The organism is Falsihalocynthiibacter arcticus, from assembly GCF_000812665.2.
Classification (GTDB): Bacteria; Pseudomonadota; Alphaproteobacteria; order Rhodobacterales; family Rhodobacteraceae; genus Falsihalocynthiibacter; species Falsihalocynthiibacter arcticus.
This window is the reverse complement of sequence record NZ_CP014327.1, coordinates 2,378,060-2,403,004: the sequence shown is the minus strand read 5'-3', so window position 1 is coordinate 2,403,004 and position 24,945 is coordinate 2,378,060. Positions and strand designations below refer to the sequence as shown.

The window sequence follows — 24,945 nt, the reverse complement described above, 5'->3', positions numbered from 1 at the left end:
TTGCTTAATCCTGTGCGAGGGTGACATCAAAATTGACGTGTAGGAACCGCTCCTGCACTTTACCGGAAAGGGCCATGCCATCGGGGAATTCATCAGCACGTTTTTCCACATATCGCATCACCAGATCGTCGCGCACGCCAAAGACGGTGTCTTGGTCCAGGTATGGATCATCCTCTGGGAAAACCTCTGTCACGAGAGTTCGAAACCCTTCGGCTTTTACGATGTAATGCAGGTGTGAGGGCCGCCAAGGGTGCCTGCCGCATGCGTTCAATATCGCCCCGACGGGGCCGTCGGATGGCACCGTGTATTCAGCCGGTTTTGCCGTCGTGAACGCATAGCGCCCATCAGCACCGACTTTCATTACCCCATGAAACGAGAAGGTATCCTGATCGTCGTCCTGACTGGCGTAAAGCCCATTGGGTGCGGTTTGCCAAATATCGATCTCTGCGTTCGGGATCGGGTTACCGTCCGTGTCGCGAATGACACCCTCAGCGAGCAGGATCGGCCCCCCGAAATCGTGTTTCATATCGCCACCGACGGCCAAAGGGGGCGCACCGGAGACGTGAAACGGCCCCAGTACCGACGATGATGTTGATGCCGGATCAGAGTGCAACATATCAACAAGCGACGATAGGCCCAGCACATCGGAAGCCAGAACGAATTCGTGTCGGTCTTCGGTTTCGATGGCTGCGCAGCCTTCAAGGAAGGCAATGCCCTGACGCCATTCTTCATGTGTCAGGTTCTTCTCGCGGGCAAAGTCGTGCATGTGTTCAACCAACCCTTCCAGCAATTCGCGCGTGCGGGGCGGCATGTCGGCCGCCATATAACTTTTGAAAACATCGGTGATATTGTCTTTGGTCACGTTACGCATTTGGGTCTCCTTGGGCGATGAGATCGGCGGGTTTAGTCGTCGTCGACCATCGCCAGTTCACGGGTTTTACGGAATGAGGGTAGTAGGACCAAGGCAAGGGCAATGGCCGCCAAAATAAGGAGCCCTGCACTAATCGGTTCGCGCAGAAACACGGTGGGATCGCCGCGCCCGATCAATAAGGCGCGCTGCATGTGGCCCTCCATCATCGGCCCCAGAATGAAACCGAGGATCATTGGAGCGGCCTCACATTCCAGTTTGCGCAGGACGTAGCCGAACATCCCGAAACCAGCCATTGTCACCACCGCTATGGGGCTGTTGCTGATGCTGTAGACACCAATACAGGCAAAAATGATGACGGTTGGGAATAGGTACTTGTAAGGAATAGAAACCAGTTTCACCCAAAGCCCGACAAGCGGCAGGTTCAGCACCAGCAGCATCAGGTTGCCGACCCACATGGACGCAATAACGCCCCAGAACAGTTCGGGGTGTTGGGTGATGACGGCAGGACCGGGTTCGATACCCTGAATGACCAGCGCGCTGATCATCAGAGCCATAACCGGATTGGATGGAATGCCAAGGGTGAGCATGGGAATGAATGATGTCTGCGCACCGGCGTTGTTTGCCGCTTCGGGGGCGGCGACGCCCTCGATGGCGCCCTTGCCGAATTTTTCGGGTGTTGATGACAGCTTCTTTTCCAGCGCATAGGCCGAGAACGACGCCAGGAGCGCACCGCCTCCCGGCAAGACACCCAGCAGTGATCCCAAGAGCGTGCCGCGCACCATGGGGGCGAAGATGGATTTCAGGTCATCGCGGGTCGGCATCAGGCTGGTCACTTTTGACACCTGCATGGAACCACCCATTGGCCCTTCGAGATTGCGGATGATTTCACCCAATCCAAACAGCCCCATCGCGATGGCCGCCACATTCAGCCCGTCGGCAAGTTCAGGGACGCCAAAAGTAAAGCGCTGCAATCCGGTCTGGCCGTCAGTACCCCTCACGCGGATGTGGCATGGAAGCGCTGCAGGGCACGGGCGGTGATGGCCTCTTTTATTGTTTTGCGACAAACTAATCAGTCACCCCGTAAACACTGACGGGCACGCGCCGCGTGCCTGTTTTTTTATTGCGACATCATCACACCTGGACACCGTTCCCCTTGGCTCAGCACCCTGGACTTTTCCGCCCCACGGTGGAGAAATTAGCGGGGGACGACTGTTTGGACGCGGTGCATCGGATATGAAAGGCGGTATAAGCAAACGTAAGGTCCTATTCACTGATAACTGCCAGTTTCAAAGCGTACTTGATACGCCCAAGAAACAATCCAAAAGGGGACGGTTCTGCCTGGACGATGGGTCATGCACCTGCAACAAACGCCATTGCCGCTCGAGCGGCTTCGTCCTTGTCCGGATTGCGAGCCTTTTTGACTGTTGCAGCGAAGGTCCGCAATCCACCCCTTTTTGATTGCGAGAACCCTCCTAGCTTCGATCTCGCCTTCACTTGCCCCAATGGTTTAATATTGGTTAGGTTTCTTCCGACCGGTCGGTTGCAGACGCCGGATTGGGGCTGAGCCTCGTAACCTCCGCAAAAAGGTCGTCCGACAATTCTAGATCCAATGCATCCAGCGATGGCTGCAATTGGGATGCATTGCGTGCGGATATCAATGTCGATGTGACCGCCGGGTGCCGTGCCACCCATGCCACGGCGAGTGTCGTCGCAGGGATCGCCAGACTTGCCGATAGAGCGCTCAGGCCGCGGGCGGTTTCGTGCATCCACGGTTGTCCATAGCGCGCCGCATAGGTGCGATCATCTTTAAGCCGTCCAGCCGCCCCATCCGCGTATTTGCCGGTTAGCAACCCGCCGCCCAAGGGTGAAAAGGGGCAGACGGAGATGCCCTGATCTTCGCAGGCCGGTAAAATTTCCACCTCCACCTGCCGTTTCACGAGGTTGTACATCGGCTGGCAAACGTCGATCTGCGTGTCGAATTTCGCACAGACTGCCTGTGCCTTCATGATCTGCCATGCCGCGAAATTTGACACGCCGATATGGCGGATCATCCCCTCGGATTGCATCTCGGCCAAGGTGCCAAAGGTCTCTTCCAATGGCGTTTCGGAGTCAAACCGATGCAGATAATACATATCTATCGAGTCGATCCCCAGCCTTTTGCGGCTTTCCTCATAGGAAGCGCGCAGGTTGTCAGACGACGAGGGACGATCATTCGGTGCCTTTGTCGCTATGAGAATGTCATCGGCCATGGGGGCGACCAACTTGCCTAGGATACGTTCGGATGCACCGCCAGTATAGCTGAAGGCCGTGTCGAAGAGATTGATACCGGCTCCAATACACGTTTCGAACATCTCGCGTGCGCTCTGTTCATCCGCGGTTCGGCCAAATTGCATGGCCCCAAATCCCAAGCGGGAAATTGGCGTTCCGTTTTTCGTCTCAAGGTGCTTCATAGATTGGCTTTCTTTACTAGTGGACGGTGTCGGGATTCTTCTTACTCAATTAGGCGACGGCAAACTTAGGCCTCGGTCCAGTCGCACGATGTGATCCGCTTTGACGCGTGGGAAAGTCGGCATCATCAATGGATCATGCCCCAGATATAGCAGTAGGAATCGATCTTGGCTTGGCTTTGGCGGTATCCACGAGCAGTGTAAACTTGATTTTCATCTCACCCTCCCAATGGATACAATGCCTATTGTATTTTATTGAGTATTCATTAATGTATGCATTGTCAACTCACACATCACTGCGGAACGTGCTTCCTCGATCGCCGCCAAACGAATCTCCTCGAACACAGTTTTGCTAATAATTGGCTGCAAAATACACAGCACGGGACAAACCCGCGAAAACTTAAGCGCCAAAGCGGCGCACAATGGAAAAGGTATTGATGATATGAATTTACGGATTGCTTGTCTGGGCGCTGGTTATTTCAGCCAATTTCATATTGGCGGATGGCAACGGATGGAGGGCGTGACCCTTGTCGGGGTGGCTGATCACTCGTTGGACAAAGCACAGGCGACGGGCGCGCCCGCGTTCGACAGCATCGACGCATTGCTTAGCACTCATCCCGACATCCTAGATATCGTCTTGCCGCCTACGGGTCATGCGGAAGCCATCCGCGCGGCGCTGGCCAGCGGGGTGAAAGCCATTATTTGCCAAAAACCCTTCTGCACGTCGCTGCAAGAGGCGAAGGAAATCACGCAACTGGCCGAAGAAGCCGGGGTGCCGCTTGTCGTGCATGAGAATTTTCGCTTTCAACCCTGGTATCGCAAGATCAAGGCGGAACTTGACGCGGGCCGGATCGGGACAGTGCTTCAGGCCACCTTCCGCCTGCGGCCGGGTGATGGCCAAGGCCCCGATGCCTATCTCGGACGCCAGCCCTATTTCCAGAAGATGGAACGCTTTTTGATCCACGAAACCGGCGTTCACTGGGTGGATACCTTTCGCTATCTCTTTGGTGACCCCAGCCACGTCTATGCCGACCTGCGCCGCGTGAACCCAGTGATTGCAGGGGAAGACGCGGGTTTTGTCACATTCGATCATCCCGGTGGCGTCAGGGCCGTTTTTGATGCGAACCGCAGCCTTGATCACGCTGCCGACAATACCCGAAGAACGATGGGCGAAGCATTGATAGAAGGAACCGCAGGCACGCTCACCCTTTATGGTGACGGCGCCATCTGGTTCCGCGCATTCGGAGAGATTGAACAGAAAGAGCTCATGGGGCCTGACGGGCACGAGGGCTTTGGCGGCGATTGCGCCAAGGCACTACAAGAACACGTTGTCTCGGCACTTTTACATGGTACGGCGCTTGAGAACGAGGCGCGGGAATATCTCCGAGTGATCGAGATCGAGAGCACAATATACCGCTCTGCAGAAGAGAGCCGGAAACTGGCGGTGTAAATCTCTGCAAGCAAAAAACCGGGGCTGCTCAGGCGTATCGGCAGCCCCGTCCATTTCAGAACCGTGACCGGTAGTTATGGTCTTGTCATTTCGTGTTTTAGTTCCGGTCTCTTTCGAGCAATGTTTGCGATGAAGGCGTCAAGGATAGGCCGCGAGAAACACAGACGAGTTTCGCCGTGATGCTGTGCGCATTGCAACCGCCAATTACCGCAATTTCCATGGAAAATGCCCTTCTTTGGGATCAGCGAAAATGGACCGAAAACCCAGCAACCAGTGCGGATACTCATCGATACAGTGTATCGGCTGTCGACTGCAACCGCATGAAGCAGGATCTGACTTCCCGAGCATTGGACATGGCCTTTCACTAGAGGGATCGGCCCACCTCGTCCATCATCTTTTCGCAAAATGCCTCTGCGCGGGGGGGGCATCCCAGGCGTTTTCAGGGCGTGAGGTTGAGCCAGTCACAGATCTCTTTCATGTCCAGATCGGACATTGAACGGATGTCTCGTTGCGCGGAAGCCAGCGCCGAGTACGGCGGCTGGTGTTTTCAACAGTGCCTTTTTGCCACGGCGAGGCTGGATCACAGAACCAAGTTTGCATGCCAATCTCGGCTTGCAGATGCGGCCAGCTGGCGAACTCCGTGCCGCGGTCAAAGGTGATGGAAAGTCGTGCGACATAGGGCAGGTCTTTGATCGCGTTAATGATCTGGCCCATGACAGGTTTGGTGCGGCAAGAAATAACGTGGTCACCCCCAGTCCTCCCAGCGAACAATTTGAACACGTGAAGCGATCTTGGCTCCCGTTGCAGTCGGCGCGGGGGTAACGACGAGATACGCTAGATACTGTGCAAGTGATGCCTAACCAACAGATCCAATAGGGTCGACTGTGCTTGTGTGCGATGTGCGTGGTGGATGCGATATGCCACATCTGCTTGACCGTCCCGAATTGCGTCCAGAACTTGGCGATGATCTTCGTTTGATTTATGCGGTTTTTCACGCATGAACAGGGTCATCGCACGGGCGCGGCGCACTTGATCAGCCATCATAGACACAACATTTCGGATACGGGTATTGCCACCGAGGCGCACAAGTTCTGAGTGAAATTGATCATCAGCATCCGCCCAAGCGCGCATATCATCTGCTTCGAGGGCGTTGTCCATGTTGTCGATCGCGCGCGCGAGCTCTGCAAGCTCAGCGTCGCGGTATCCCGCCTGAGCTGCATTGCGCGCTGCGACGCTTTCGAGTGCGGTAAGGACTTCGTAGACCTCACGCATGTCATCCGGCGAAATTACAAGAATACGAACACCCTTGCGCGGGCGCATTTCAAGCAACCCCTGCGCTTCAAGCGCTAGCGCGGCTTCGCGAATGGGGGTACGTGACATGTTCAGCCGCAGCGCAAGTTCACTCTCTAGATGGTTTGATCCGCCTGCAAGTTCTCCGCTAAAGATCAGCCGGCGCAATTCTTCCATAGCCCGATGGCTACTAGAGAGTATTTTTACAGCACTGTTTTTCATCGGTTTAAACCTTTAGTTTCTGTGCCTTATTTGCCGAAGCATATATCGCTTCTTCAATACGAATGACCGTCAAATAGTCACGGGCTTCATTCTCTAGCTTTGTCCCGTCCAAAATTCCGCAAATAACATGGGATTGCAAGTGATGCACGCAATCACCACCGAACCCTTCCCTCGTATTCGGACCAAGCACGGTTGTCACGGTAGTTTTAGAATGTTTACGCAGATGCACCGCGCCATCTCCGGTCAGGGTCAGGGTGCCTTCGGTGCCCTCAATCAGCCCCTCGCCCATCGTGCAACGCAGATTATCCGCTGCATGATCAAGATGGCGGTTCCCATCAAGCATGGCACGCGCCCCATTAGAGTGATCGAACAAAACATACCCTGCATCTTCGCCCGCAATCACAGGGTTTATCTTGCGTAGATCAGCATACACCGCTGTGGGATCACCCAGTAAATACCGGAATGTATCGACATAATGGACACCCGTTTCGTGGATCAAAAACTTTTCCATCTGTTGGAAATACGGCTGGCGATCAAGGTATGCGCGTTGCCCCTGCCCGTCGCCAGGACGAAGGCGGAACGATACCTGCTGCACAGTGCCAATCGCGCCGTCATCAATCGCGGCCTTAATCGTGCGAAACCACGGCTGGAACCGGAAATTTTCATGGACGATGATGCGCGCGCCTGCGGCCTCGGCCAACGCAGTGATGCTTTCTGCCTCGGCCAGATCGTTGCAAAAAGGTTTCTGGCAAATCATCGTCTTGATCCCCGCCGCCAGCGCCGTCTTGATCGTCTCGGCATGTGCGACCGGCGGCAGGATGATGTCGAGCAGATCGGGAGTCGTCTCCGTCAACATCTGACCAAGGTCGTCGTACGCAGGCAAACCTGTTGCCTGAGCTTTCTTGATATCACGATTGCAAGACCCCACCAGCGTGGCACGGTCCATGCGCGCCCAACTGCCATAATGTAACTGGCTGAAATAGCCCGCGCCGACACATGCAACTCGGAGGTTCATACTGATAGCTCCTTGATAATAGCCAAACCAATGGAAGTTGTTGTTCCCGTGCCGCCCAAATCAGGCGTCAGGCCGTCACCGCGCGCGATCACATCTTCGACCGCTTTTCGCAAACGCTCGCCATCAGTCATCATCGCGGTATTGTCGTGTTTCGTACCCAGCCAATCCAGCATCATCGCTCCAGACAGGATCATGGCCATAGGGTTTGCCTTACCCATGCCCGCAATATCAGGCGCGGACCCGTGGCATGGCTGGAACACTGCGTTGTCCAGACCGATATCAGCGGAAGGAGCCACACCAAGCCCGCCCATCAGACCAGCCCCCAAATCAGACAAAATGTCGCCAAACATGTTTTCGGTCACCAGAACATCAAAATCCCATGGCTTTTGTACCATCCAAAGGGCGGTGGCATCCACGTAGGCGTGATCGACCACCAGTTCGGGGAAATCCTTCGCAATACCATCAAAAATGTCTCGGAAAAACGCGAACGCCCGAAAAACGTTCGCCTTGTCGACGCAGGTTACCCGACCAACGCCTTGCCCTTTGGCCTTGCGCTCAGCAGCCAATTTAAAGGCAAACCGGAACAGTTTTTCAGAAATGTCGCGGGTGATCAGAAGAGTTTCGCGGGCCTCGTCTTTGGTGACCTCGCCGCGTCCTTGTGAATAAAATAGACCTTCGGTGCTTTCGCGGATTAAAACGAAATCAACTTCGCGCCCCTCGGGCATCTTCAAAGGTGTGCGCTGGCCGGGAAAAATACGCACAGGGCGCACGCCTGCAAACAACGTCAGCGCCTTGCGAAGCTCAATCTGTGGCGAAATTTCGGTGCCATCTTCATAGCGCACTGTGGGCAAACCCATCGCCGACAGCAAGATCGCATCCGATTGACGTGCGACATCCATCGATGCCTTGGGGAGCGATTCACCCGTTTGCGCATAATGGGCCGCACCCGCTGGGCAATCGACGAACGACAACTCATATGTGCTTTGGGCGGCCAACTTGCGCAGGATATCAACGGTGGGGCGTGTAATCTCGGGTCCGATCCCGTCGCCATCGAAGACTGCTATATCAAAGCTATCTTTCAAATGATCCCTCGTTCCGGTCTGCCCGTTTGGGCTTTATAGGTTTTGTGGTGCATCTAAAGTTGACAACGCATTACTTAATGAATACATAAATAAATGCAACAATAAACGAACAGAGTTTTTAAACCTTCAGGGAGGAAGTAAAATGAAAACGACTTTTGGACAGATTGCAGTGGTCGCTGCACTTGTGACGGGAATGGGCAGTGCGTCGATGGCGCAGGAATATCCGTTCCGTGACATCACCACCGCCGTTGTATGGGGCGCCGGTGGCGGTACAGACAACATTAACCGTATGATCATGGCGGAAATGGAAAAGCACCTACCCGTCAGCATCAACGTTATTAACCAAACGGGCGGTGTTGCTGGGTCTAACGGTATGGTCTACGTGCAGAATCAGGCCGATGACGGTTACACATTGGTCGGCTTGTCCGAATCCAACGTTACAGCCGCCGTGCAGGGTGGCTGGGATCAACGTTTTGACTTCTGGTTCCCGTTCATCGTCGGCGGATCACCTGACCTTATTTCGGTTCCCGCAGACAGCCCTTACACTACACTTCAAGAACTCGTGGATGCGGCCAAAGCGACCCCAGGTTCCATTCCAGCAGCGGCATCCGGTGCCGGTGGTATTCACCACCTGAACCTGCTTGCGATCCAGAACGGTACAGACGCGACGTTTAACTTCATTCCATACAGCGGGTCAGCCCCCAGTCAAGAAGCTGCTCTTGCAGGCGAAGTTGCACTGGTTGTGACCTCACTGGCCGAGCAAGCCCCGCTGATCGAAGGCGGTTTGCTGCGCCCGTTGGCTATGCTGACACCGGAAGAAGCCACAATCGGCGGCGTCACTGTTCCATCCGCATTTGATCTGTATGATGGTTTGGACGAATACCTTCCGCTCAAGCAGGCGATTGGCTTTGCCATCCACAACTCCGCGTCTGACGAAGTAAAAGCAACGCTCGTTGCGGCCTTCGATCAGGCAATGGCGGGTGACACGGTTGCCGAGTGGGCTTTGGCTAACAACTACGACATCGGCGGTCAATCCGGCGCAGAAGCAACTGCTCTGTTCACCAACCTGGAGGAGACGTTTGCCTGTACCCTGCAAGAGCTGGGTGCCGCAGAAATTGACCCTGCCACGCTGGGCATCATCTGCGAATAACCCGCATCTGAATGAAATGAAACGGGGCGAATTCTGCGCCCCGTTTTAAGAATATCGCTATCGGCTAAGGGGCCTACCATTGGACAACGACGTGGACAACAATAACGACATCTCCGTGCTACGCGCCCGTGACTTCTGGGCCGCATTGGTCCTGATCGCGATCTCAGCGTTCTTTTTATGGCGCACAAGTTTCATCCCCTTATTTGGCAGCAACCGAGCCGGCGTCAGCGGCGCCAGTTGGTATAACTCCGCCGCTATCGTACCCTTGGGCGTATTTGGCGCCCTTTTCATCCTCGGACTTGTCCTGCTCATCACTGCGATCCGCGCGGGCGGAGCCAAAACAGCCCTAACGGCAGTCGGCATTGGCTGGAACCGGTTTGAGGCGATCCGATTTAGCACCATCGCGATCATCATCGGTTTTTACATCGTTGGCCTTGTTCCGCGCGTCGACTTCATCTTATGCAGCGGCCTTTTGATTACCGCTCTGATTTATGGGTTCCACACGGGCAATCCACGCCGGATGATAACATCCGCAATTGCCGTATTCACCCCCGCGGCCTACGCCTTGGCAGTGCACCTTCCGCAATCAGAATGGGCCGCACCCCATGATGATGACTGGCTGACGCTTGCGGTCTGGATCATCCTGAGCGGACTCGCATGGCTGGGTCCGCGCGATGCCGTGGCCCGCGCAATCCCGATCATCGCAATAATCACACCCATCATCCTGGTTTGCGCCATGGCCTTCGGGTTCCGCCAAAACGTGCCAAACCGCAGTGGTTTAATCTTTAGTCAGATTCAATACCAGTATTACGTTAACATTCGTCCGATCTGGAGAAAATGATGGAATTTGTCCTGACACAATTATCTGGTTTCGGGGGCGCGTTTTATAACCTTGCCAGCGATCCGGTCACATATATTTACCTCATTAGTTCGGTCTTTCTCGGCATTGTTTTCGGCGCCCTGCCTGGCCTGACGGCGACCCTTGCTATCACCATCCTGACCGGTTTCTTCGGCAACAAAATCCCGTTGGATTATTCGTTGATCGCCCTGCTCGGGGCCTATGTTGGCGCGATTTATGGAGGGTCTTACCCTACAATCTTGTTGAACATCCCCGGCACGGCAGCCTCTGCGGCCACGGCGATGGACGGCTACCCGCTGGCTAAACAAGGGCGCGGAGGCGAGGCATTGGGCCTCACGACCACCGCAAGTCTCATTGGCACATTAATCGGCACCGTTGCCCTGTTGATCTTCGTATGGGTGCTGCTGTTGGTATCCAAAAACATCGCAAGCCCGGAAAAGGCACTACTGGCGCTGTTTGGTATCTTATTGTCCGGCACCCTGATGTCCGAGGATCTGATCATAAAGGGCTGGATCGCGGGGCTGATCGGCTTGGCTATGGCCATGGTCGGGCTTGACCCCCTTCTGTCCGAACCGCGCTATACCTTCGGGTGGTCCTACCTCTTATCGGGATTTCAGGTTGTGCCCGTGTTGATGGGTGCCTTCGCCGTGCCCCAGATCATCGAGGGTCTGCGGGCGATGGAAATGGGCAAAATGGTCCAACTCGAAGGACGCATCCTGCCCAACGTGAAAACCATCCGCAAACATATGCCGACAATTGCGCGCTCGGGTGTGATTGGCACTTGCGTCGGGGCCCTACCCGGTGTCGGCGAAGATGTTGCCGGCTGGGTTAGTTACGGCGTCGGTAAATCAGTTAGCCCCGATGGAAAAAATTTCGGCAAGGGGTCGATCGACGGACTTCTGTCCTCGGAAACCGCGAACAATGCCTGTATCGGGGGTGCATTGATCCCGCTTTTAGTGCTTGGAATCCCCGGATCGCCCCCCGCCGCGGCCTTGATGGGCGCGTTCACCATCAACAATATCATCCCGGGTCCGACGATTGACCCCAACATCATCCTGCGAGTTGTGGCGATCCTCGTCATGGCGTCGTTTACTATGGCCTTGATGGGGCTATTCACAGCACGTATTTTCATCAAGATTTTGCGCATTCCGCAGACTGTTTTCCTCCCCATCGTGATGGTGCTAACCACCATCGGTTCGTTCAGCGTCGGGGGCGGGATAAACGATCTTTATCTGATGCTGGGGGTAGGTTTTGTGGCGTATTTCATGAACATGCTGCGCTATCCGATTGCGCCATTGGTTATCGGTGTCATCTTGGGCGGAATGTTTGATGAAACCTTCCGCCGTTCGTTACTAATCTCCGAAGGCGATCTTTCGGTCTTTGTCAGCCGTCCCGGTGCTGCTATTTTGCTGGCAATGATCATCGCGCTGATCCTGTCACAATTGCCGCCCGTTCGCCGCATCTTCGCGCGTTTGCGCAGAAAGGTCGCTGCCTGACGTCAGATAGCGGTCAAACGGTTGCCACCAGAAGGCGACCTTGCTTTCTTGGGATGGTAATATTTTCTAATAATGAGACCAATGACATTGGTCGGAGCCGTAACAATGGTATCTGAGGCAATGGGGCCTCGGGTTTCATGGGTGTGTTTTGCTCTTGAGCCCGCGACTTTCGACCTCCCTCACATCGATGCAGTGAATACGTTTCTCAAGGATGCTTGCCAACACCACGAAACCGTATTCCGGCACAAGCGGCATTCCGGTCATATAGTCTTACTGACGCCAGCCAGATCTAATTACAAACTTTGATCTGAAGCATATTATGCGTGATCAGAGTTTAGAGGTTTTTGTTCGTGGAACCGAAGCATCTGAACGCGAAGCCGTTTTACGCCTTTGGGAAATGATAGAAAAAACAGAGCGCACCACACTTCTTTGGAATATAAAAAAAGGGCCCTACCCCACCCTAACTGACAGTATTGCAGTGCTGGCAGCGCAGAACGCGAGCGAGCGAGCGAAAAAAAGAGTGGGGAGAGCAAGAACAGGCCCGTTTCATCCGTCAACAAGTGGTGCAGTCAATGATGGATTCTACCGAAAATGAAGAGATTAGCACCATATCAGCCGACCGGCAGGCAAAATTTGACCGAAGGACCGCATTCCTAAAGTACCCACGCCCCGATGGGACCGACGCTGAGGTCGAAGATTACGTAATTGGAGTAATCCAACTTTTTACCGATGAAACGAAGAGCCCAGGGCTCTGGGGCGAAGTTGTCTCGGACACACAACCGGAGTTCCAATTCAATAGGGTACTGCGTGCGCGCATGATCAATACAGAGTCTTTCAGGAAAGCGGTGTTGGCTTGGTCTCTATCCGGTGGCGTTTACGTCCAGCGCCGCGCCAATCTCCTGCCTCATAATCACGCAGGCACGCCAGTAATTGAACACGCCTCCCGCCAAGAACAGCACACTTCCGACGATGTACTGCCATGCTAGGAACGCGTCGATTGTTGTCCGGTCCGCTGGGTCATTCAGTGCCATAAGGTAAGGAATTGACGCCACCGCAAAGAGTGTCGAGCCGGTTACGAAGGTCAAGGCTGTCAAATTCATCAACTGCAACGTTATCAGATCTTTCGCCAGCACGATCTCTAACACGTTGATGACGGCACCCAGCACGAATAGTAGACTACCAATAACGAAACACCACGCCCCCGCAATGAATAACGCACCCGGCGACAGGAAGAGCAAGCTGCCTATGGCGAACAGCACGCTTCCGGCGGTGTAGCTGAGCGCAGCCCAGAACTCTAGTTTGTCCCATACTGTTTTGACCCCAACAATTTTCTGGAGATGACGCCGCACCTCGAACAGGTCGTGCCCCGTTACCAACAGGTAGAGCAGGGAGCCGCCAAAGAAGATCCACGCCCCCAGATCTGCGTAGGCGGCCAGTGCGGGAAAAAACAGGATGCTGCCAATGACAAAGACGATGCCGCCAACAAGATATACGGTAGTATTAATTGTCTCCCACAAGAAATTCCTGCGCAGGTCCGCTTTACTTGAAGTTGGGTCAGTCAGGCGAGGCCTATTGACGAAGAGATGGGGCATTCCATTAACCTCGGTGCGTTGGGGCTGTTTTGTGTATGTATGGCGGCACTAAGTCGTTCGTACAGCTTACAATCTAGCGGCGAATAGCTGAGAAGTCACGCACTGCGGACCTTGGTGCGAAATGCAACGCATGCGATCTTTCCGCCCATAGTGTCGTATGACACTAACGGTCCATTGCTGACTTCCATGACCTAACTAAATGCTGCATTGCAGCATTCGCATTACTGCCGTTCGCGTACTGCGCAGCATTGTAGAATGGTACAAACCAGCCTTCGATCTGGTGTAGTTTTGCTCGCATTGTGACGCACTATTGCGCTTCATGGGGCCCGATCAAAGGTGTGCGGACGGGTTTGGCCATTCCGAAGAAAACCACCGTGCTGTCGGCGGCAAATCGAGTGGACAGCGCCTCGTTGGCGTTTCACTAAAGCGTCGAGCTTAAATATTGAATCGATAGGATTCCGTTGAGTTCAGTTTTGTGATTCACTCTGGTTGGGAGGATGGATCATGTCAGCAGCATTACCGATGGCGCTTCGGGCGCGGTTTCAAGAGTACATTGAGGAAGGGTTGAGCGGTCGTGCGGCGGCGGCGCGTTTGAAGGTTTCGGCGGCCACGGGCGTTCGCTGGCTTCGCAGAATCCGTGAGCGAGGCAATGCCACACCGGATGTCCAAGGGCGACCAAAAGGACACGGAAAGCTCGCGCTCCACCGTGAGTTTCTTGTAGAGTTGGTCGCGCAGGATGGTGACATCACACTGCCAGAACTGGCCGGAGCGCTGAAGGCCGCCACGGGTGTTGTTGCCCATTCTGCATCTATCGGACGGTTCCTGCGCAAACTTGGTTACACGTACAAAAAAAGTCACTGGTGGCCACCGAGCGGCTCCGCGCCCATGTGAAGCTGCGTCGTCGGGACTGGTTCCGGTACCGTATTCCGGCAATGCAAGCGCATCCTGAACGGCTCGTCTTCATAGACGAGACGTCAGTAAAAACCAATCTGACCCGACTACGTGGGCGCAGTCTATGCGGAAAGCGTCTGGAAATGGACGCACCGTTTGGGGCGTGGGGCACTCAGACGTTCATTGCAGGCCTGACGCAAGATAACCTGATTGCACCATGGGTCATCAAGGGGGCGATGGATGGTGAGGCGTTTGAAGTCTACGTCCGCAATGTCCTTGCCCCGGAACTGCGACCAGGCACTGTCGTCATTTGCGACAACCTTGCCACCCATTACAACAAGGCGGCTGCAGAAGCCTTGCGGGAAGTCGGGTGCTGGTTCCTCTACCTGCCGCCGTACTCACCCGATCTCAACCCCATTGAAATGGCCTTCTCAAAACTCAAAGCCCACCTTCGAAGGATCGGAGCCAGAACATTTGACCAGATGTTCGATGCCCTCGCCAAAATTTGCAATCTCTTCACGCCAGACGAATGCTGGAACTTCTTTTGTGAGGCGGGATACGGATCAAGTTAAAAGCTCGATGCTTTAAAGCCAACATCGGTCTGGCCCCAACTGTTGGCTATCCAAGCATTGCCAGCGGGATCGAGCGCGCTACCCGTGATGGTTTGCAAACCACCAATATAGCCGTTTTGGGGTGAAATCGGTTCTCCCGTGGCAACACCTAATGGGCAGGTCTCTGTGCGCACACCACACAACTGGGTGATGGATTGGCTCATAGAATTCGAGACCCATATATTGTCATTGCCATCTACGGAAATGCCCCAAGCCCCGTTCATGCTCTTTCCAGCGTCAAAGGGACCAAGAACCGTGCCGTCAGGTCGGATCATCGACACATCGCCGCCGGGATACTTGTCGGCGATGTCCCAAAGATCGATCGAACCTTTGGCTGCGCGGTCATCGTCGGACATTGAGCCTTCTAAGCCCTCAATTTTCTCTGTAAGCTTTTCCATTGCACCGAGGTGACCAATGCTATTGGCGACCCAAGCATTGCCTTGACTATCGATTGCGATGCCATGCGAGCTGTATCCAACCTCAAATTCCACGGCATTGGCGGGGTCGCTAGCCGGAAAGCGGGTTACGGTGTTCGTGCCGCTATTGGTGACCCAAATCTGGTCTTGCTGATCAATGGCGAGGCCAAAGGGTTCCTTGACCGTCAAGGTACCATCGACGGGTTTACTGTCCACAGTTGAACCAAGAATGCGCCCGTTAGAGACTGAAGTGGTCCGGCAAATTCGGACAGCGTGCTAAGATGTATCCAACCAATGCAAAAATTGGATTAAGCATGTTTTATGATATAATCATGACTTGCGATCCGCATCCTGACTTATGGGCTGAAAACGATGATCATGTTTGCGGGCCGCTATCACACTCTATTGCGCCACCATAAGTGTCAATCGCAGAGTAAAAAGGGACCAGATCGCGGCGTAAAATTGGTCCACTGAGTTCTCGGATATTCTGCGCTTTGGTGCGCGTGCCCCCAAATAGCTAACGCGTGCCAAAGCGCATGTTGGCCCATGGGCCAACATTGTTCTGATCTTGATGTGTTTTGACTACTGGCGGTTCTTACGACTGTGTTTGAGCCTATAGCTTTCGCCGTTCATCTCAAGGATGTGGACGTGATGTGTCAAACGATCCAGCAAGGCTCCCGTGAGCCGCTCTGAGCCAAAGACTTCGGTCCATTCATCAAAGGGCAGGTTTGAGGTTATGATGATGGAACCACGTTCGTAGCACTGCGAGATCACCTCAAAGAGCAATTCTGCGCCGGATTTACTCAGAGGAACGAAGCCTAATTCATCAATGATCAACAGATTCTGGCTCGTCAGTTGCTTTTGCATGCGCTGCAATCGGAGCTCATCTTGGGCTTCTATCAGATCATGAACCAAGGCTGCCGCCGTCGTGAACCGTACTTTCAACCCTCTTTGGCACGCGGCTAATCCAAGTCCTAAAGCTATGTGGGTCTTGCCCGTTCCCGATGGGCCGAGGGCAATAATGTTTTCTCTGCGATCCACGTAGTCACATCGAGCCAAGTCCATCGTCAGTGGCTTGTTCAAGCTGGGCATGATCTTGAAGTCAAAACTATCCAGGCTTTTGGTGCTGGGGAACTTCGCCGCTTTGATCCGCCTTTCGATCATCCGCCGTTCGCGGTCAATTAACTCCATCTCGCACAGACGCGCCAGATATTGGATGTGGTCCTTATTCTCAGCAGCACAGATTTGGGCTTGTTTTGCGTACTCTCCTTGGAACGTTGGCAAGCGCAACTTCTTGAGGTGGTGGTGCAGAAGGATTTGGGGAGCATCTGTCATGCCGTGGCTCCCAGCAGGCTCATGTAACTGGATGGGCGTGTCGTGCCGACATTGGCCTTAGGCAAATACGGGTAGAAGTCCAAATCCAATCGCGGTGGCCGCTTCTCAATACGGCATAGCACAAGGTGTTTTACGGCATCATAGCCAATAGCGCCCAGATCAATGGCATGCTGGATTGCGCCTTGCACAACGTCCATCTCGAATGTTTCCAAAAGGCGCAGAACTTGAACGTATTCTCGCTTGCCCGGTTTGCCCATTCTGGCTTCGAGCAGTCGGTGCAGGGTGGCGAAGGCATCCGGTAGATTCCAGCCCTGCAAAGGGGCTGCCTGATCCAAAGCCCCCACCTTCTGCTCAATCAAGGGCAGGAAGTGGAGCGGGTCAAAGATCATATCCGCGGATAGGTAGGATCGTTTGTGCCGTGCAACGATCTCGTTACCGCAGCCGATGATAACCTCATGTACAAACCCACGCACATGAACATCGTGGTGTGCATAAGCCACCGGCACCGAGTAGTCATTGCTGCGATAGCGCACCATCGAGATCGAAGTGGCCCGTGTGTTGACATGGTCGCAGGCTTCATATTCCGCCACGGGCAACCCCATCAGCGCATCAAAATCGGATACCAAACGTTGACCTATGGTTTGGGTGTGGCCGCGCAAAGTATCGTCCTGACGTGCTAAACACTTCGCTTCCAGATGGGCGTTCAAATCATCAAAGCTGTCACAACGCGGCGCAGGGACCATGAAGTTGCGACGCGTATATCCAACCATGCCCTCAACGTTGCCTTTATCGTTTCCTCGCGCTGGTCGCCCGAACTTGTCATCGAACAGGTAATGGGATTGCAGCTCAGTGAACCGACGTGTGCGAATACGCGTTCTGTCCCCGAGTATCCGCGCAACGGCGATCTTGGTGTTGTCGTAGAGAATGGACTGCGGAATACCATCAAAGAACGCAAAGGCGGACACATGGCCGTCGCAGAATGCTTCCGTCGTCTCGGCAGGGTATCCCTTAACGAACACCGCATCAGAATGCGGTAAGCTCATTACAAAAAAATGGATCTTGCATTCCACGCCACCAATCACGCCAAGTGTCTCACCAAAATCAACCTGCGCGTGGCCTGGCCGATGCGACAACGGTACAAACACCTCTTTAGTGCGTCGCTTTTGTTCGCGAACGTAATAGGTCACTGTCGTCAAGCTTCCCGCGTACCCGTGTTCATCCCTCAAACGCTCAAAAATACGCTTGGCGGTGTGGCGCTGCTTTTTGATCAGGGCCTTATCTGTACGCAGTATATTATCGATGACACCAACATAATCATCAAGCGTTGGGCGACGCGGGGCTTCTGAACGCCGATAACCAGGAGGGAGCTCATGCCGCAACATCTTGGCTATCGTTTTGCGATCCTTGTTGAAATAACGCGCCGCTTCTCGAGTAGACATCCCGTCCTTCAAACAAGCACGGCGCACACGATTATAAATATCCACAGAATACATCTCCCGCCCTCCGAATAAACGAAGGACACAAACTGGCGGATTTTTACTCCGCTACAACTGCGATACGCAGCCGCTTCTGTGGCCCATTATTGCTCCGCGTTTTACAATAAGTGGACTTCCAGCCTCGCCAAATTGGAAAACAACAAATTTGGCGCGCTCGGTAGCGCTCAGATTCGCACCGGTCATTCCGAGGTCCGGCAGTTCGTAAAACGCTTCACCGGCCGCATAGTCAACAGGTTCTGCGCCATCAACCTCCAGACGCAACCCACCCTCAAGTATGTAGACGAATAATTGTCCTGGATGGATATGATGGTCGGTTTTCCAACCCGGGTCGACGTCGAACAGTAGAACTTTTACCTCTGTATCTGGCATGCCCTCGATGGGGGTTGTCAGCACCGGTGTGATTACCGTCTCCGCCGATACTGGCGCCAGAGTTAGGGCCAAGTGAATCGCGAATGCGGTGAAAGCCGTGACGATAGGTCGTTTCATGGTTCGCTCCTTGAAAAATGTGCCTCAGGGCACTCTTGAACTATGTTAGTAAGGAAGAGTATTTCGCGGAGACGAAGAGATGTCAGGAAATCCAAACGAAAAAGAACCGAAAAATTCTGAAATTGCGATCATTGGGGACTTTCGATTTGATGTCAGAAGCTTGACCCTTTTCGATATTGAATGGCAGCCAGTGTTTTTACGCCATCAGTCGGCATTAGTTTTAAGCGAGCTTGCAAAGTCACCGGGCAAAACTGTCTCGAAGGATAGGCTCGTAAGTGCCGTTTGGGGCGGGACATTTGTAAGCGACGACAGTCTTGTGCAGTGTATCAAGGACATCCGAAAAGCGCTGTGCGACAATGATCGTAAACTTGTGCGAACGATCGCCAGGATAGGCTATCGTCTGGATACGTACCAACCGGTCGCTTCATTCACTACGAACCAGAAACCCAGTATCTTTATCGAAAACATTCAGTCCTCCGGAAATCGAAAAATATCCAAGGTTTTTGCTACGAATCTTCGGGACAAACTCGTTTTGGTCATGGCGCCGCGCACCGAAGTGAGGGTCTTCACCAGCACCGGAAACCAAACAGCGACAGACTACATCGTGCAGGGCCGAGCGAATGTCAGCGGCGACTGCGTCAAGCTTTTTTTATCTCTTTCCGAGGTGACGTTGCACGGCCATTTCTATGCCGAATCTTTCGAGAGAGACGTATCGGAAATAGATCAGCTGGCAGAAGATGTCGCGCGAAAGATTTCAAGTGTTTTGCGTATTAGCGTCTTTAATCATGATGGCGAGAAATATGGTAATAAGCCAGACGGACAACTTGATTTCCAACAACTGATGGCCAAGGCGCACTACTTTTACGGTCGCATTACAGTCCCTGCGACCGCGATCGCTCGAACAACATTGCAGGTCGCCGTCGAAAGATCGCCTGACGACCCGAAAGCACTCGCGATGTTGGCACATTCAACCACGCAGATGCGCCCATACATTCGCATTGAGGACAATGAAGCCGAAAAAATTTGGGCGTTGTCACTGGCGGATAGGGCCGTCGCACTCGGCGCAACATCAGCTTTTGCATTCCGCACCCGTGCCAACCTGAGACTTTGGTTGTTGGGGGATCATAAGGGGTGCCGCACCGATTGCGCACGGACGCTGGCGATTAACCCGAACTTTTATTTGACTCATCTGACGCTCGCAACCAGTGAAATATTAACAGGGGCGCATATCGCTGGAATTGACCGCATAAGATCTTTCGTTTCCCTGACAAAGATCGATCGTCAATATGCATACTTTCAGTCGTTGATCGGATTGGCGTGGATCTTGGCGGGCGACGATGTTGCCGCAATTCAATTTGCAAGCGACGCCTATGAACGTTTGCCGGATTCCTCATGGCACGCAATGGTCTATGCTGCCGCAGCCTCTGTTAATTCTTCTATCACCAAGACCGAAGAGTTCAAAAAAATGATATATGAAATAGACCTGCCTTTTACGCATTTCAGATCGTTGCCGTTCGCAGACGTGAAGGACGTCGAAATGCTGGAAACCCGGCTTCGTGTCGTTGGCCTTGGGGCGTAGCAGACTTACCTATCATGAGCCCAAAGCCTGATGGTAGCGTTGAAAGTTCGGCCCGATGAACTCCTTCATCCGGGGCGGGTTCGCCACACCACAGTCGCAAAAAACTTTTGCCAAACTGTCATCAGCCGTCGATATAATTTATTGATGCACGTAACGACAGTCGATGGAAGCGATCAAGATGGCGAAACAGTTCGAAGCACTCAATTCAGACCGGCGGGATTTCATCCAAAAGCAGAACATTTTCTTTGTTTCATCAGCAACCGCTGACAGCAGAGTGAATGTTTCCCCATGCGAGATCTCGGCACTACGCATTGTAGACGACCATTCTGTCATCTTGGCAATGAAACCGCCGCACATATGCTTGCTGACGGTCGCTTAACGATCATGTTTTGCGCCTTTTCTGGCCCTCCGCAAATCATGCGGTTGTATGGCAGAGGCACCTCGGTTGGTTGGGAAAGCGCTGAGTTTGAGGAACTGATTTTACAATATTACGGTGGTCGGACACCTCTTGGTACAAGACAGATCATGAAGTTAGAATTTGATCTTGTACAAACATCATGTGGCTACGGTGTTCCGCTATTTGACCATAAGGGAGAACGTGCGGCGATAGAAAACTGGCACGACGACAAAGGGCCAGACGGTATTCAGTCATACTGGGAGGAGAAAAACCTTAGTAGTATGGATGGCCTACCTACAGGTCTTAGGCTCAACAAGGATTAGAAGCCTAAGGTCTGTTTTGTCCCGCATAGCAAGACCTTAGGGCCTCAATATTGCTGCGGCAAGGCACCAATGTCCGCTATAGACGGGCTGCGCCGCAGTATTTGAGAATGTAGCGAACGGCAGCTAAAGGCCGTTCGTGTCATTAAACACTAAGGGCGGAGAGCATGCGTAATTGGGCAGCCTTTCGCTTTTTGGCCAAGCTCCCACTAAGATCACAGAATAGCTGTGAACAAGGGAGATAGGTGATGGAATATTATGTTGGATTAGATGTGTCGTTGCGATCCTGTGCGCTTTGCATTGTGGACGGTAATCTTGTCGGTCTTGGCGCGCGTTCCCCTACTAACAGCACACATTGCCGCGCGATTAGTGCCCTACGCTGCGGAGCTGACGAATTTCCCAGACCGAAATACAGCCCAACACAATCGAGCAGAAACGTCATTCATGTAATTGAAATAGATTATCAGACAGGGTTCTTCAGACTCGCAATTTTGTGGGGATTGAATGACAAAGCTGCGAACCTTTATCCTATTTCGGTTGGAGTTCAGGCGTGGACTATGTCCCGCTGAGATTTGAAAAGTGTCGTTATTTAGCGCTCGGTCTATCCGACGGGATAACTCCGCACTGGTTTATTAACCACGTATTAGTCGTAGATGGGCGCTACCAGCATCGGCAATCAAACCGTTTTGCGTCCACCTATCATCTGCAGGCAGATGCAATCTATTTGCCTGAGCTACGATGCAACGCCCCACTCCGCTCTCACTTCAATCCGCCATTCACTCGCCCTAAATGCCGGCCCAAATCCAAGATCAGCCAAACCCAAGATCCGTATCCAGCTTCGTAACGATGCGGCGCCTAAACAGCTGCTGCGGTAGCAGCCATCATTTTATGACAGTTTTGTCTGTGTTTCTGTCTGCAAAAAGCGGTGCATCCATCCGCCTCAACACCTGAACAGAATTGTCCGTAAAATGGAATCACCAGACGTTAACGTCCGACAATATAGCCTAACAAAAGAAAAATGAGGTCTTCACAACACAAAAAGAAGCAACCCCCAACTCCCTCGCATGTATTTCAGGAAAGTAGGCTGAACACCTCACTTTGGAGGCTGGTTAACTTTTTACGCTCATCGATAAGGTCTTGGCACACAGCTTCCAGATAAAACCCAGACGCACACACCATCATTCCGAGAATTTCATACGCCCCCTTGAGAGAATTCATTTTCAAAGCGGCGGGGGATCCAGGCCTCAAGCCGATGGATTGTCGAATCCTGTGGATTAGGGAAAGCCCGTTGTGGCTTTTCGCAAAAAGCCTCCTATTAAAAAGGTCGTCACCAATAGATTTGAGGAACGACAATGAAACAAGCACCTAAGAAAAACCGCATCACCAAAAGCACGCTCGACAAAGTAAAAGCAGACCTGGAGAGGTTGGCAACAACACCTCCAGACAATTTTTCTGTGAAAGAGTCCCTGCGTCAATCACTTCCGTCTATTAATAAGGCTCTGACGAACGGACACACTTTGGAACTCATCAACAAGACCTTGGTCCAAAACGGCATTCACATTTCGGACACAACGTTGGGCACATATTTGCGCACAATCCAACGTGAGGCGGACGCATCGACCGAGGACCTTTCGGCAGACTTGCAGGAAGGTGAAACACAAAAAGATACCACGCCAAGCAATCCTGACACCGTTTTACGAACATCCCGTTTCTACGGGGAGCACGGTTGTAGCTGTGTGCGGGAATTCCATTCGGCTCTTTGCGCATGCCTCCAATAGTCTGTTATTGCAACGCCGGTACGGTACGCACCCCGGAAATCTCCCTTAAAAACAAGGGGCTGCGCCAAGCCGAGGGTGGAGCGCATGTCAGAGGGAGTTCTAAAACATCGGGTGGTGTCAAGGGGTGAGGACCCACAGGACCAGTGGAATTGTGGCGATGGCGGCAATGGTCTGAGAGGTGACGATACCCGCCATCAACGTGCTGTCGCCGTTCAGTTGCTGGGTCAACACATAGGAAGTGGGGGCCGTGGGGATAGCTGAGAAAACGACCAACACCAGCGCCTCGACCCCACTAAGGCCGACGGCGCGCGCGATGAACGCTGCGAGCAGAGGCATCAGCAGGAGGCGAAGGGCGCCGGTTGCAGCTAGGGTTAGCCCGTCGCGACGCAGGGCGGCGGGTTGCAGGGCGGCCCCCACGCAGAGCAGGCCAAGCGGCAGGCTGGCTTGCGCTAGAAGGTCAAGAAAGCGCCCAGTGCCGAAGGGTAAGCCCCATCCAGTCAGCGCCAGCGCGATGCCCCCCAGACATGCCAGGATCAGCGGATTGCGCGTCATGGTGCGGAGCATGGCAAGGGGGGTGCGGGCCTGACCGGCCTCGGTCAGGGCCATAATCGACAGGACGTTGACCAAAGGCACGGCGATGGCAAGGTAAAGCGCCGCCCGTTCGATTCCTACGGGTCCGGCCAAGGTGGCAACGATGGCCAGCCCCAGATAGGTGTTAAAGCGCACCGTGCCTTGCAGCAGTGGGCCGAAGCGGGCGGCGGGCATGGGGTGGGCGCGTCGGGTCAGGGCCAGGGCGAGTGCAGCGAACAGAATGATTACGACGGCCGAACCGCCCAGACGTAGCAACTGTGGGTCGCGGACGGGGGCATCTGCCAAACTGCTGACAAGAAGGGCTGGGAAGAGCAGGAAATAGTTAATCCGTTCGGCGGCGGGCCAGAAGCTGGGATCAGGAAAGCCACGCCGGACAAGGATATAGCCAAGGCAGATCAGCGCGAAAAGGGGCCAGATGGTGGAGAAAAGCAATGTGATATCCCTTTAACCCAGACCTGCGCAGACAGGGAGCCGCACGGGTGTCGTTGCACCACCCGTTAAAGACCGAAGCTCAGGGAGGAGCAAGTGAATTGCTGGAGTATTTGACTTTGATATCCCATCGAATTTCCGATGTATCGTCGCGACCGACCGTCTTTATGCGTCCAAAGATTACCGCATTCGCGATGCCACACCTGCTAAGGTCCCCTCCCCGACCTTAAAACCATAATAGATTCCGACCGCTGGCCTTGCCTCGGACGGCCATATCTCAGATATGTATGAACTGACGCAAAACGGCCCAGCACGCGGAGTATTTAATGCGTTATATTTATTTGATTATTTTGGTTGCGGGAGCTCAACTTGGATACTGTTTCACAAGGTTAACAGAGGCCCGAATTGAACGCTGACGTTACAGCACCTTTTCGGAAACGGCAAGAACGGCCCAGACCTGCCGTCGCCATACACCTACAATGTTGCGGCGCAGCCCGTCGAACCGGAAATTCGCTGCCCGTGCATGATCAAAGGCCGGTCTAAATTCAGCTGTGCAGGACTTTGTTACCGTTCGATGCGGCTGCTCCAATGGCTGCTTTGGCCATCATACGCAAAACAAAACACTGGTTGAATAGGCCTAATCACAAAAACATGACGAGACCCATTAGCGCGGCTAACCCGATAGTCCAAGCATCAAATAGAAACATTGGCCACCGGTTCATGACCCCGATAGTTAGAGGGTTGAGCAGCCAAGGGAGAGGGCTGTTCGTCCGCTTCTGGACCATGCCTCTTACCCGCACCACGCTGAGACCAGACCAAACAGAATAAACAGGTTAGAATGGATAAAGGCGGCCGCGACTAAGATTGCCAAAATGGCAAACATGAAGGGTATGACGAGCTCGATTTCCTTCTCCATGTTTCCCTTTTCATAGAAAGGGGGGAAACTGCCATTCACCTGCAATGCCAAAATGAGATAAGTAAAGCCGCATACACCGATCAGAAAAAAGCTTCCGAGTATGATCATGAATAAATGTGCTTTATTTGGTGTCTAGTTGTTCTGTGAAGCGGACATTAGTTGATGTTGCAGCATTGTTCAATATGGGCTAATTTTGTTGAAAAACTCTTGTTGATTTGAGGAGCCG

Annotated in this window: 22 protein-coding genes and 1 pseudogene; 10 read left to right on the top strand and 13 right to left on the bottom strand. The window is 53.5% G+C overall.

Annotated features, from left to right (window positions below):
- Positions 1-4 precede the first annotated feature (4 nt).
- Both RC74_RS11955 and RC74_RS11950 read right to left on the bottom strand, forming a co-directional pair.
- Positions 5-871, bottom strand: coding sequence for a dioxygenase family protein (locus tag RC74_RS11955; protein ID WP_039001677.1), 867 nt, complete (start codon positions 869-871; stop codon positions 5-7).
- Positions 872-903: 32 nt separating this feature from the next.
- The gene (locus RC74_RS11950) at positions 904-1,842 is read right to left on the bottom strand and encodes a tripartite tricarboxylate transporter permease (protein ID WP_052274771.1); all 939 of its coding nucleotides are present in this window, start codon (positions 1,840-1,842) and stop codon (positions 904-906) included.
- Between the two features lie 79 nt (positions 1,843-1,921).
- On the opposite strand from RC74_RS11950, the gene RC74_RS23545 reads away from it, so the two are divergent.
- Positions 1,922-2,329 (top strand): M20/M25/M40 family metallo-hydrolase, encoded by a 408-nt coding sequence (locus RC74_RS23545; RefSeq protein ID WP_082802270.1) that lies wholly within the window; start codon positions 1,922-1,924, stop codon positions 2,327-2,329.
- Between the two features lie 59 nt (positions 2,330-2,388).
- Here RC74_RS23545 and RC74_RS11945 read toward each other — a convergent pair whose 3' ends face one another.
- Positions 2,389-3,321: an aldo/keto reductase gene (locus RC74_RS11945; RefSeq protein ID WP_039001678.1), complete on the bottom strand. Its 933-nt coding sequence runs from the start codon at positions 3,319-3,321 to the stop codon at positions 2,389-2,391.
- Between the two features lie 439 nt (positions 3,322-3,760).
- Between RC74_RS11945 and RC74_RS11940 the strand changes: the two genes are divergently transcribed.
- The gene (locus RC74_RS11940; protein WP_039001694.1) at positions 3,761-4,768 is read left to right on the top strand and encodes a Gfo/Idh/MocA family protein; all 1,008 of its coding nucleotides are present in this window, start codon (positions 3,761-3,763) and stop codon (positions 4,766-4,768) included.
- 364 nt (positions 4,769-5,132) lie between these two features.
- Here RC74_RS11940 and RC74_RS21750 read toward each other — a convergent pair.
- The 4 genes and pseudogenes from RC74_RS21750 to RC74_RS11920 all read right to left on the bottom strand — a co-directional run.
- Positions 5,133-5,452, bottom strand: a pseudogene (locus RC74_RS21750) (IS30 family transposase); the annotation flags it as partial.
- Positions 5,453-5,602: 150 nt separating this feature from the next.
- Positions 5,603-6,280, bottom strand: a complete 678-nt coding sequence (locus RC74_RS11930) for a GntR family transcriptional regulator (RefSeq protein WP_039001679.1) — start codon at positions 6,278-6,280, stop codon at positions 5,603-5,605.
- Between the two features lie 4 nt (positions 6,281-6,284).
- Complete coding sequence (locus RC74_RS11925; protein ID WP_039001680.1) at positions 6,285-7,295, bottom strand: Gfo/Idh/MocA family protein; 1,011 nt, start codon at positions 7,293-7,295, stop codon at positions 6,285-6,287.
- On the bottom strand, positions 7,292-8,377 hold the full coding sequence (locus RC74_RS11920) for an isocitrate/isopropylmalate dehydrogenase family protein (protein ID WP_039001681.1): 1,086 nt from the start codon (positions 8,375-8,377) through the stop codon (positions 7,292-7,294). Before RC74_RS11920 ends, RC74_RS11925 begins: the two co-directional genes overlap by 4 nt.
- A gap of 142 nt (positions 8,378-8,519) precedes the next feature.
- On the opposite strand from RC74_RS11920, the gene RC74_RS11915 reads away from it, so the two are divergent.
- From RC74_RS11915 to RC74_RS11900, 4 genes are all read left to right on the top strand, one after another.
- Positions 8,520-9,527: a Bug family tripartite tricarboxylate transporter substrate binding protein gene (locus RC74_RS11915; RefSeq protein ID WP_039001682.1), complete on the top strand. Its 1,008-nt coding sequence runs from the start codon at positions 8,520-8,522 to the stop codon at positions 9,525-9,527.
- A 79-nt stretch (positions 9,528-9,606) separates the two neighbouring features.
- On the top strand, positions 9,607-10,368 hold the full coding sequence (locus RC74_RS11910; protein ID WP_218918074.1) for a hypothetical protein: 762 nt from the start codon (positions 9,607-9,609) through the stop codon (positions 10,366-10,368).
- Positions 10,365-11,882: a tripartite tricarboxylate transporter permease gene (locus RC74_RS11905; protein WP_039001683.1), complete on the top strand. Its 1,518-nt coding sequence runs from the start codon at positions 10,365-10,367 to the stop codon at positions 11,880-11,882. The genes RC74_RS11910 and RC74_RS11905 overlap by 4 nt, the downstream gene beginning before the upstream one ends.
- Positions 11,883-12,201: 319 nt before the next feature.
- Positions 12,202-12,477, top strand: coding sequence for a hypothetical protein (locus RC74_RS11900; RefSeq protein ID WP_039001684.1), 276 nt, complete (start codon positions 12,202-12,204; stop codon positions 12,475-12,477).
- A 265-nt stretch (positions 12,478-12,742) separates the two neighbouring features.
- Here RC74_RS11900 and RC74_RS11895 read toward each other — a convergent pair whose 3' ends face one another.
- Positions 12,743-13,474 (bottom strand): YrhK family protein, encoded by a 732-nt coding sequence (locus RC74_RS11895; protein WP_039001685.1) that lies wholly within the window; start codon positions 13,472-13,474, stop codon positions 12,743-12,745.
- A gap of 504 nt (positions 13,475-13,978) precedes the next feature.
- Here RC74_RS11895 and RC74_RS21745 point away from each other — a divergent pair.
- Positions 13,979-14,937, top strand: a protein-coding gene (locus RC74_RS21745) for an IS630 family transposase (RefSeq protein ID WP_156477400.1) whose coding sequence is annotated in 2 segments (ribosomal slippage) — positions 13,979-14,320 and positions 14,323-14,937 — 957 coding nt in all. Because the reading frame shifts where the segments join, the coding sequence is not laid out codon by codon here.
- Here RC74_RS21745 and RC74_RS11880 read toward each other — a convergent pair.
- The 4 genes from RC74_RS11880 to RC74_RS11865 form a co-directional block, all read right to left on the bottom strand.
- Positions 14,934-15,608, bottom strand: a complete 675-nt coding sequence (locus RC74_RS11880; protein WP_062628237.1) for an NHL repeat-containing protein — start codon at positions 15,606-15,608, stop codon at positions 14,934-14,936. The genes RC74_RS21745 and RC74_RS11880 overlap by 4 nt on opposite strands.
- A 366-nt stretch (positions 15,609-15,974) precedes the next feature.
- The gene (istB, locus tag RC74_RS11875; RefSeq protein WP_062628126.1) at positions 15,975-16,727 is read right to left on the bottom strand and encodes an IS21-like element helper ATPase IstB; all 753 of its coding nucleotides are present in this window, start codon (positions 16,725-16,727) and stop codon (positions 15,975-15,977) included.
- Positions 16,724-18,220: an IS21 family transposase gene (gene istA, locus RC74_RS11870; RefSeq protein WP_062628125.1), complete on the bottom strand. Its 1,497-nt coding sequence runs from the start codon at positions 18,218-18,220 to the stop codon at positions 16,724-16,726. Before istA ends, istB begins: the two co-directional genes overlap by 4 nt.
- A gap of 51 nt (positions 18,221-18,271) precedes the next feature.
- Entirely contained in the window at positions 18,272-18,709 is a 438-nt protein-coding gene (locus RC74_RS11865) for a cupin domain-containing protein (RefSeq protein ID WP_052274934.1), read from the bottom strand.
- A 79-nt stretch (positions 18,710-18,788) separates the two neighbouring features.
- Between RC74_RS11865 and RC74_RS11860 the strand changes: the two genes are divergently transcribed.
- The 3 genes from RC74_RS11860 (at position 18,789) to RC74_RS11845 (ending at position 22,783) form a co-directional block, all read left to right on the top strand.
- Entirely contained in the window at positions 18,789-20,288 is a 1,500-nt protein-coding gene (locus RC74_RS11860) for a winged helix-turn-helix domain-containing protein (protein ID WP_039003153.1), read from the top strand.
- A 357-nt stretch (positions 20,289-20,645) separates the two neighbouring features.
- Positions 20,646-21,008, top strand: coding sequence for a hypothetical protein (locus RC74_RS11855; RefSeq protein ID WP_218918073.1), 363 nt, complete (start codon positions 20,646-20,648; stop codon positions 21,006-21,008).
- Positions 21,009-22,357: 1,349 nt separating this feature from the next.
- Positions 22,358-22,783, top strand: coding sequence for a hypothetical protein (locus RC74_RS11845; protein ID WP_062628235.1), 426 nt, complete (start codon positions 22,358-22,360; stop codon positions 22,781-22,783).
- 117 nt (positions 22,784-22,900) lie between these two features.
- On the opposite strand, the gene RC74_RS11840 is transcribed toward RC74_RS11845, so the two are convergent.
- The gene (locus tag RC74_RS11840) at positions 22,901-23,806 is read right to left on the bottom strand and encodes an AEC family transporter (RefSeq protein ID WP_062628234.1); all 906 of its coding nucleotides are present in this window, start codon (positions 23,804-23,806) and stop codon (positions 22,901-22,903) included.
- Between the last annotated feature and the right edge of the window lie 1,139 nt (positions 23,807-24,945).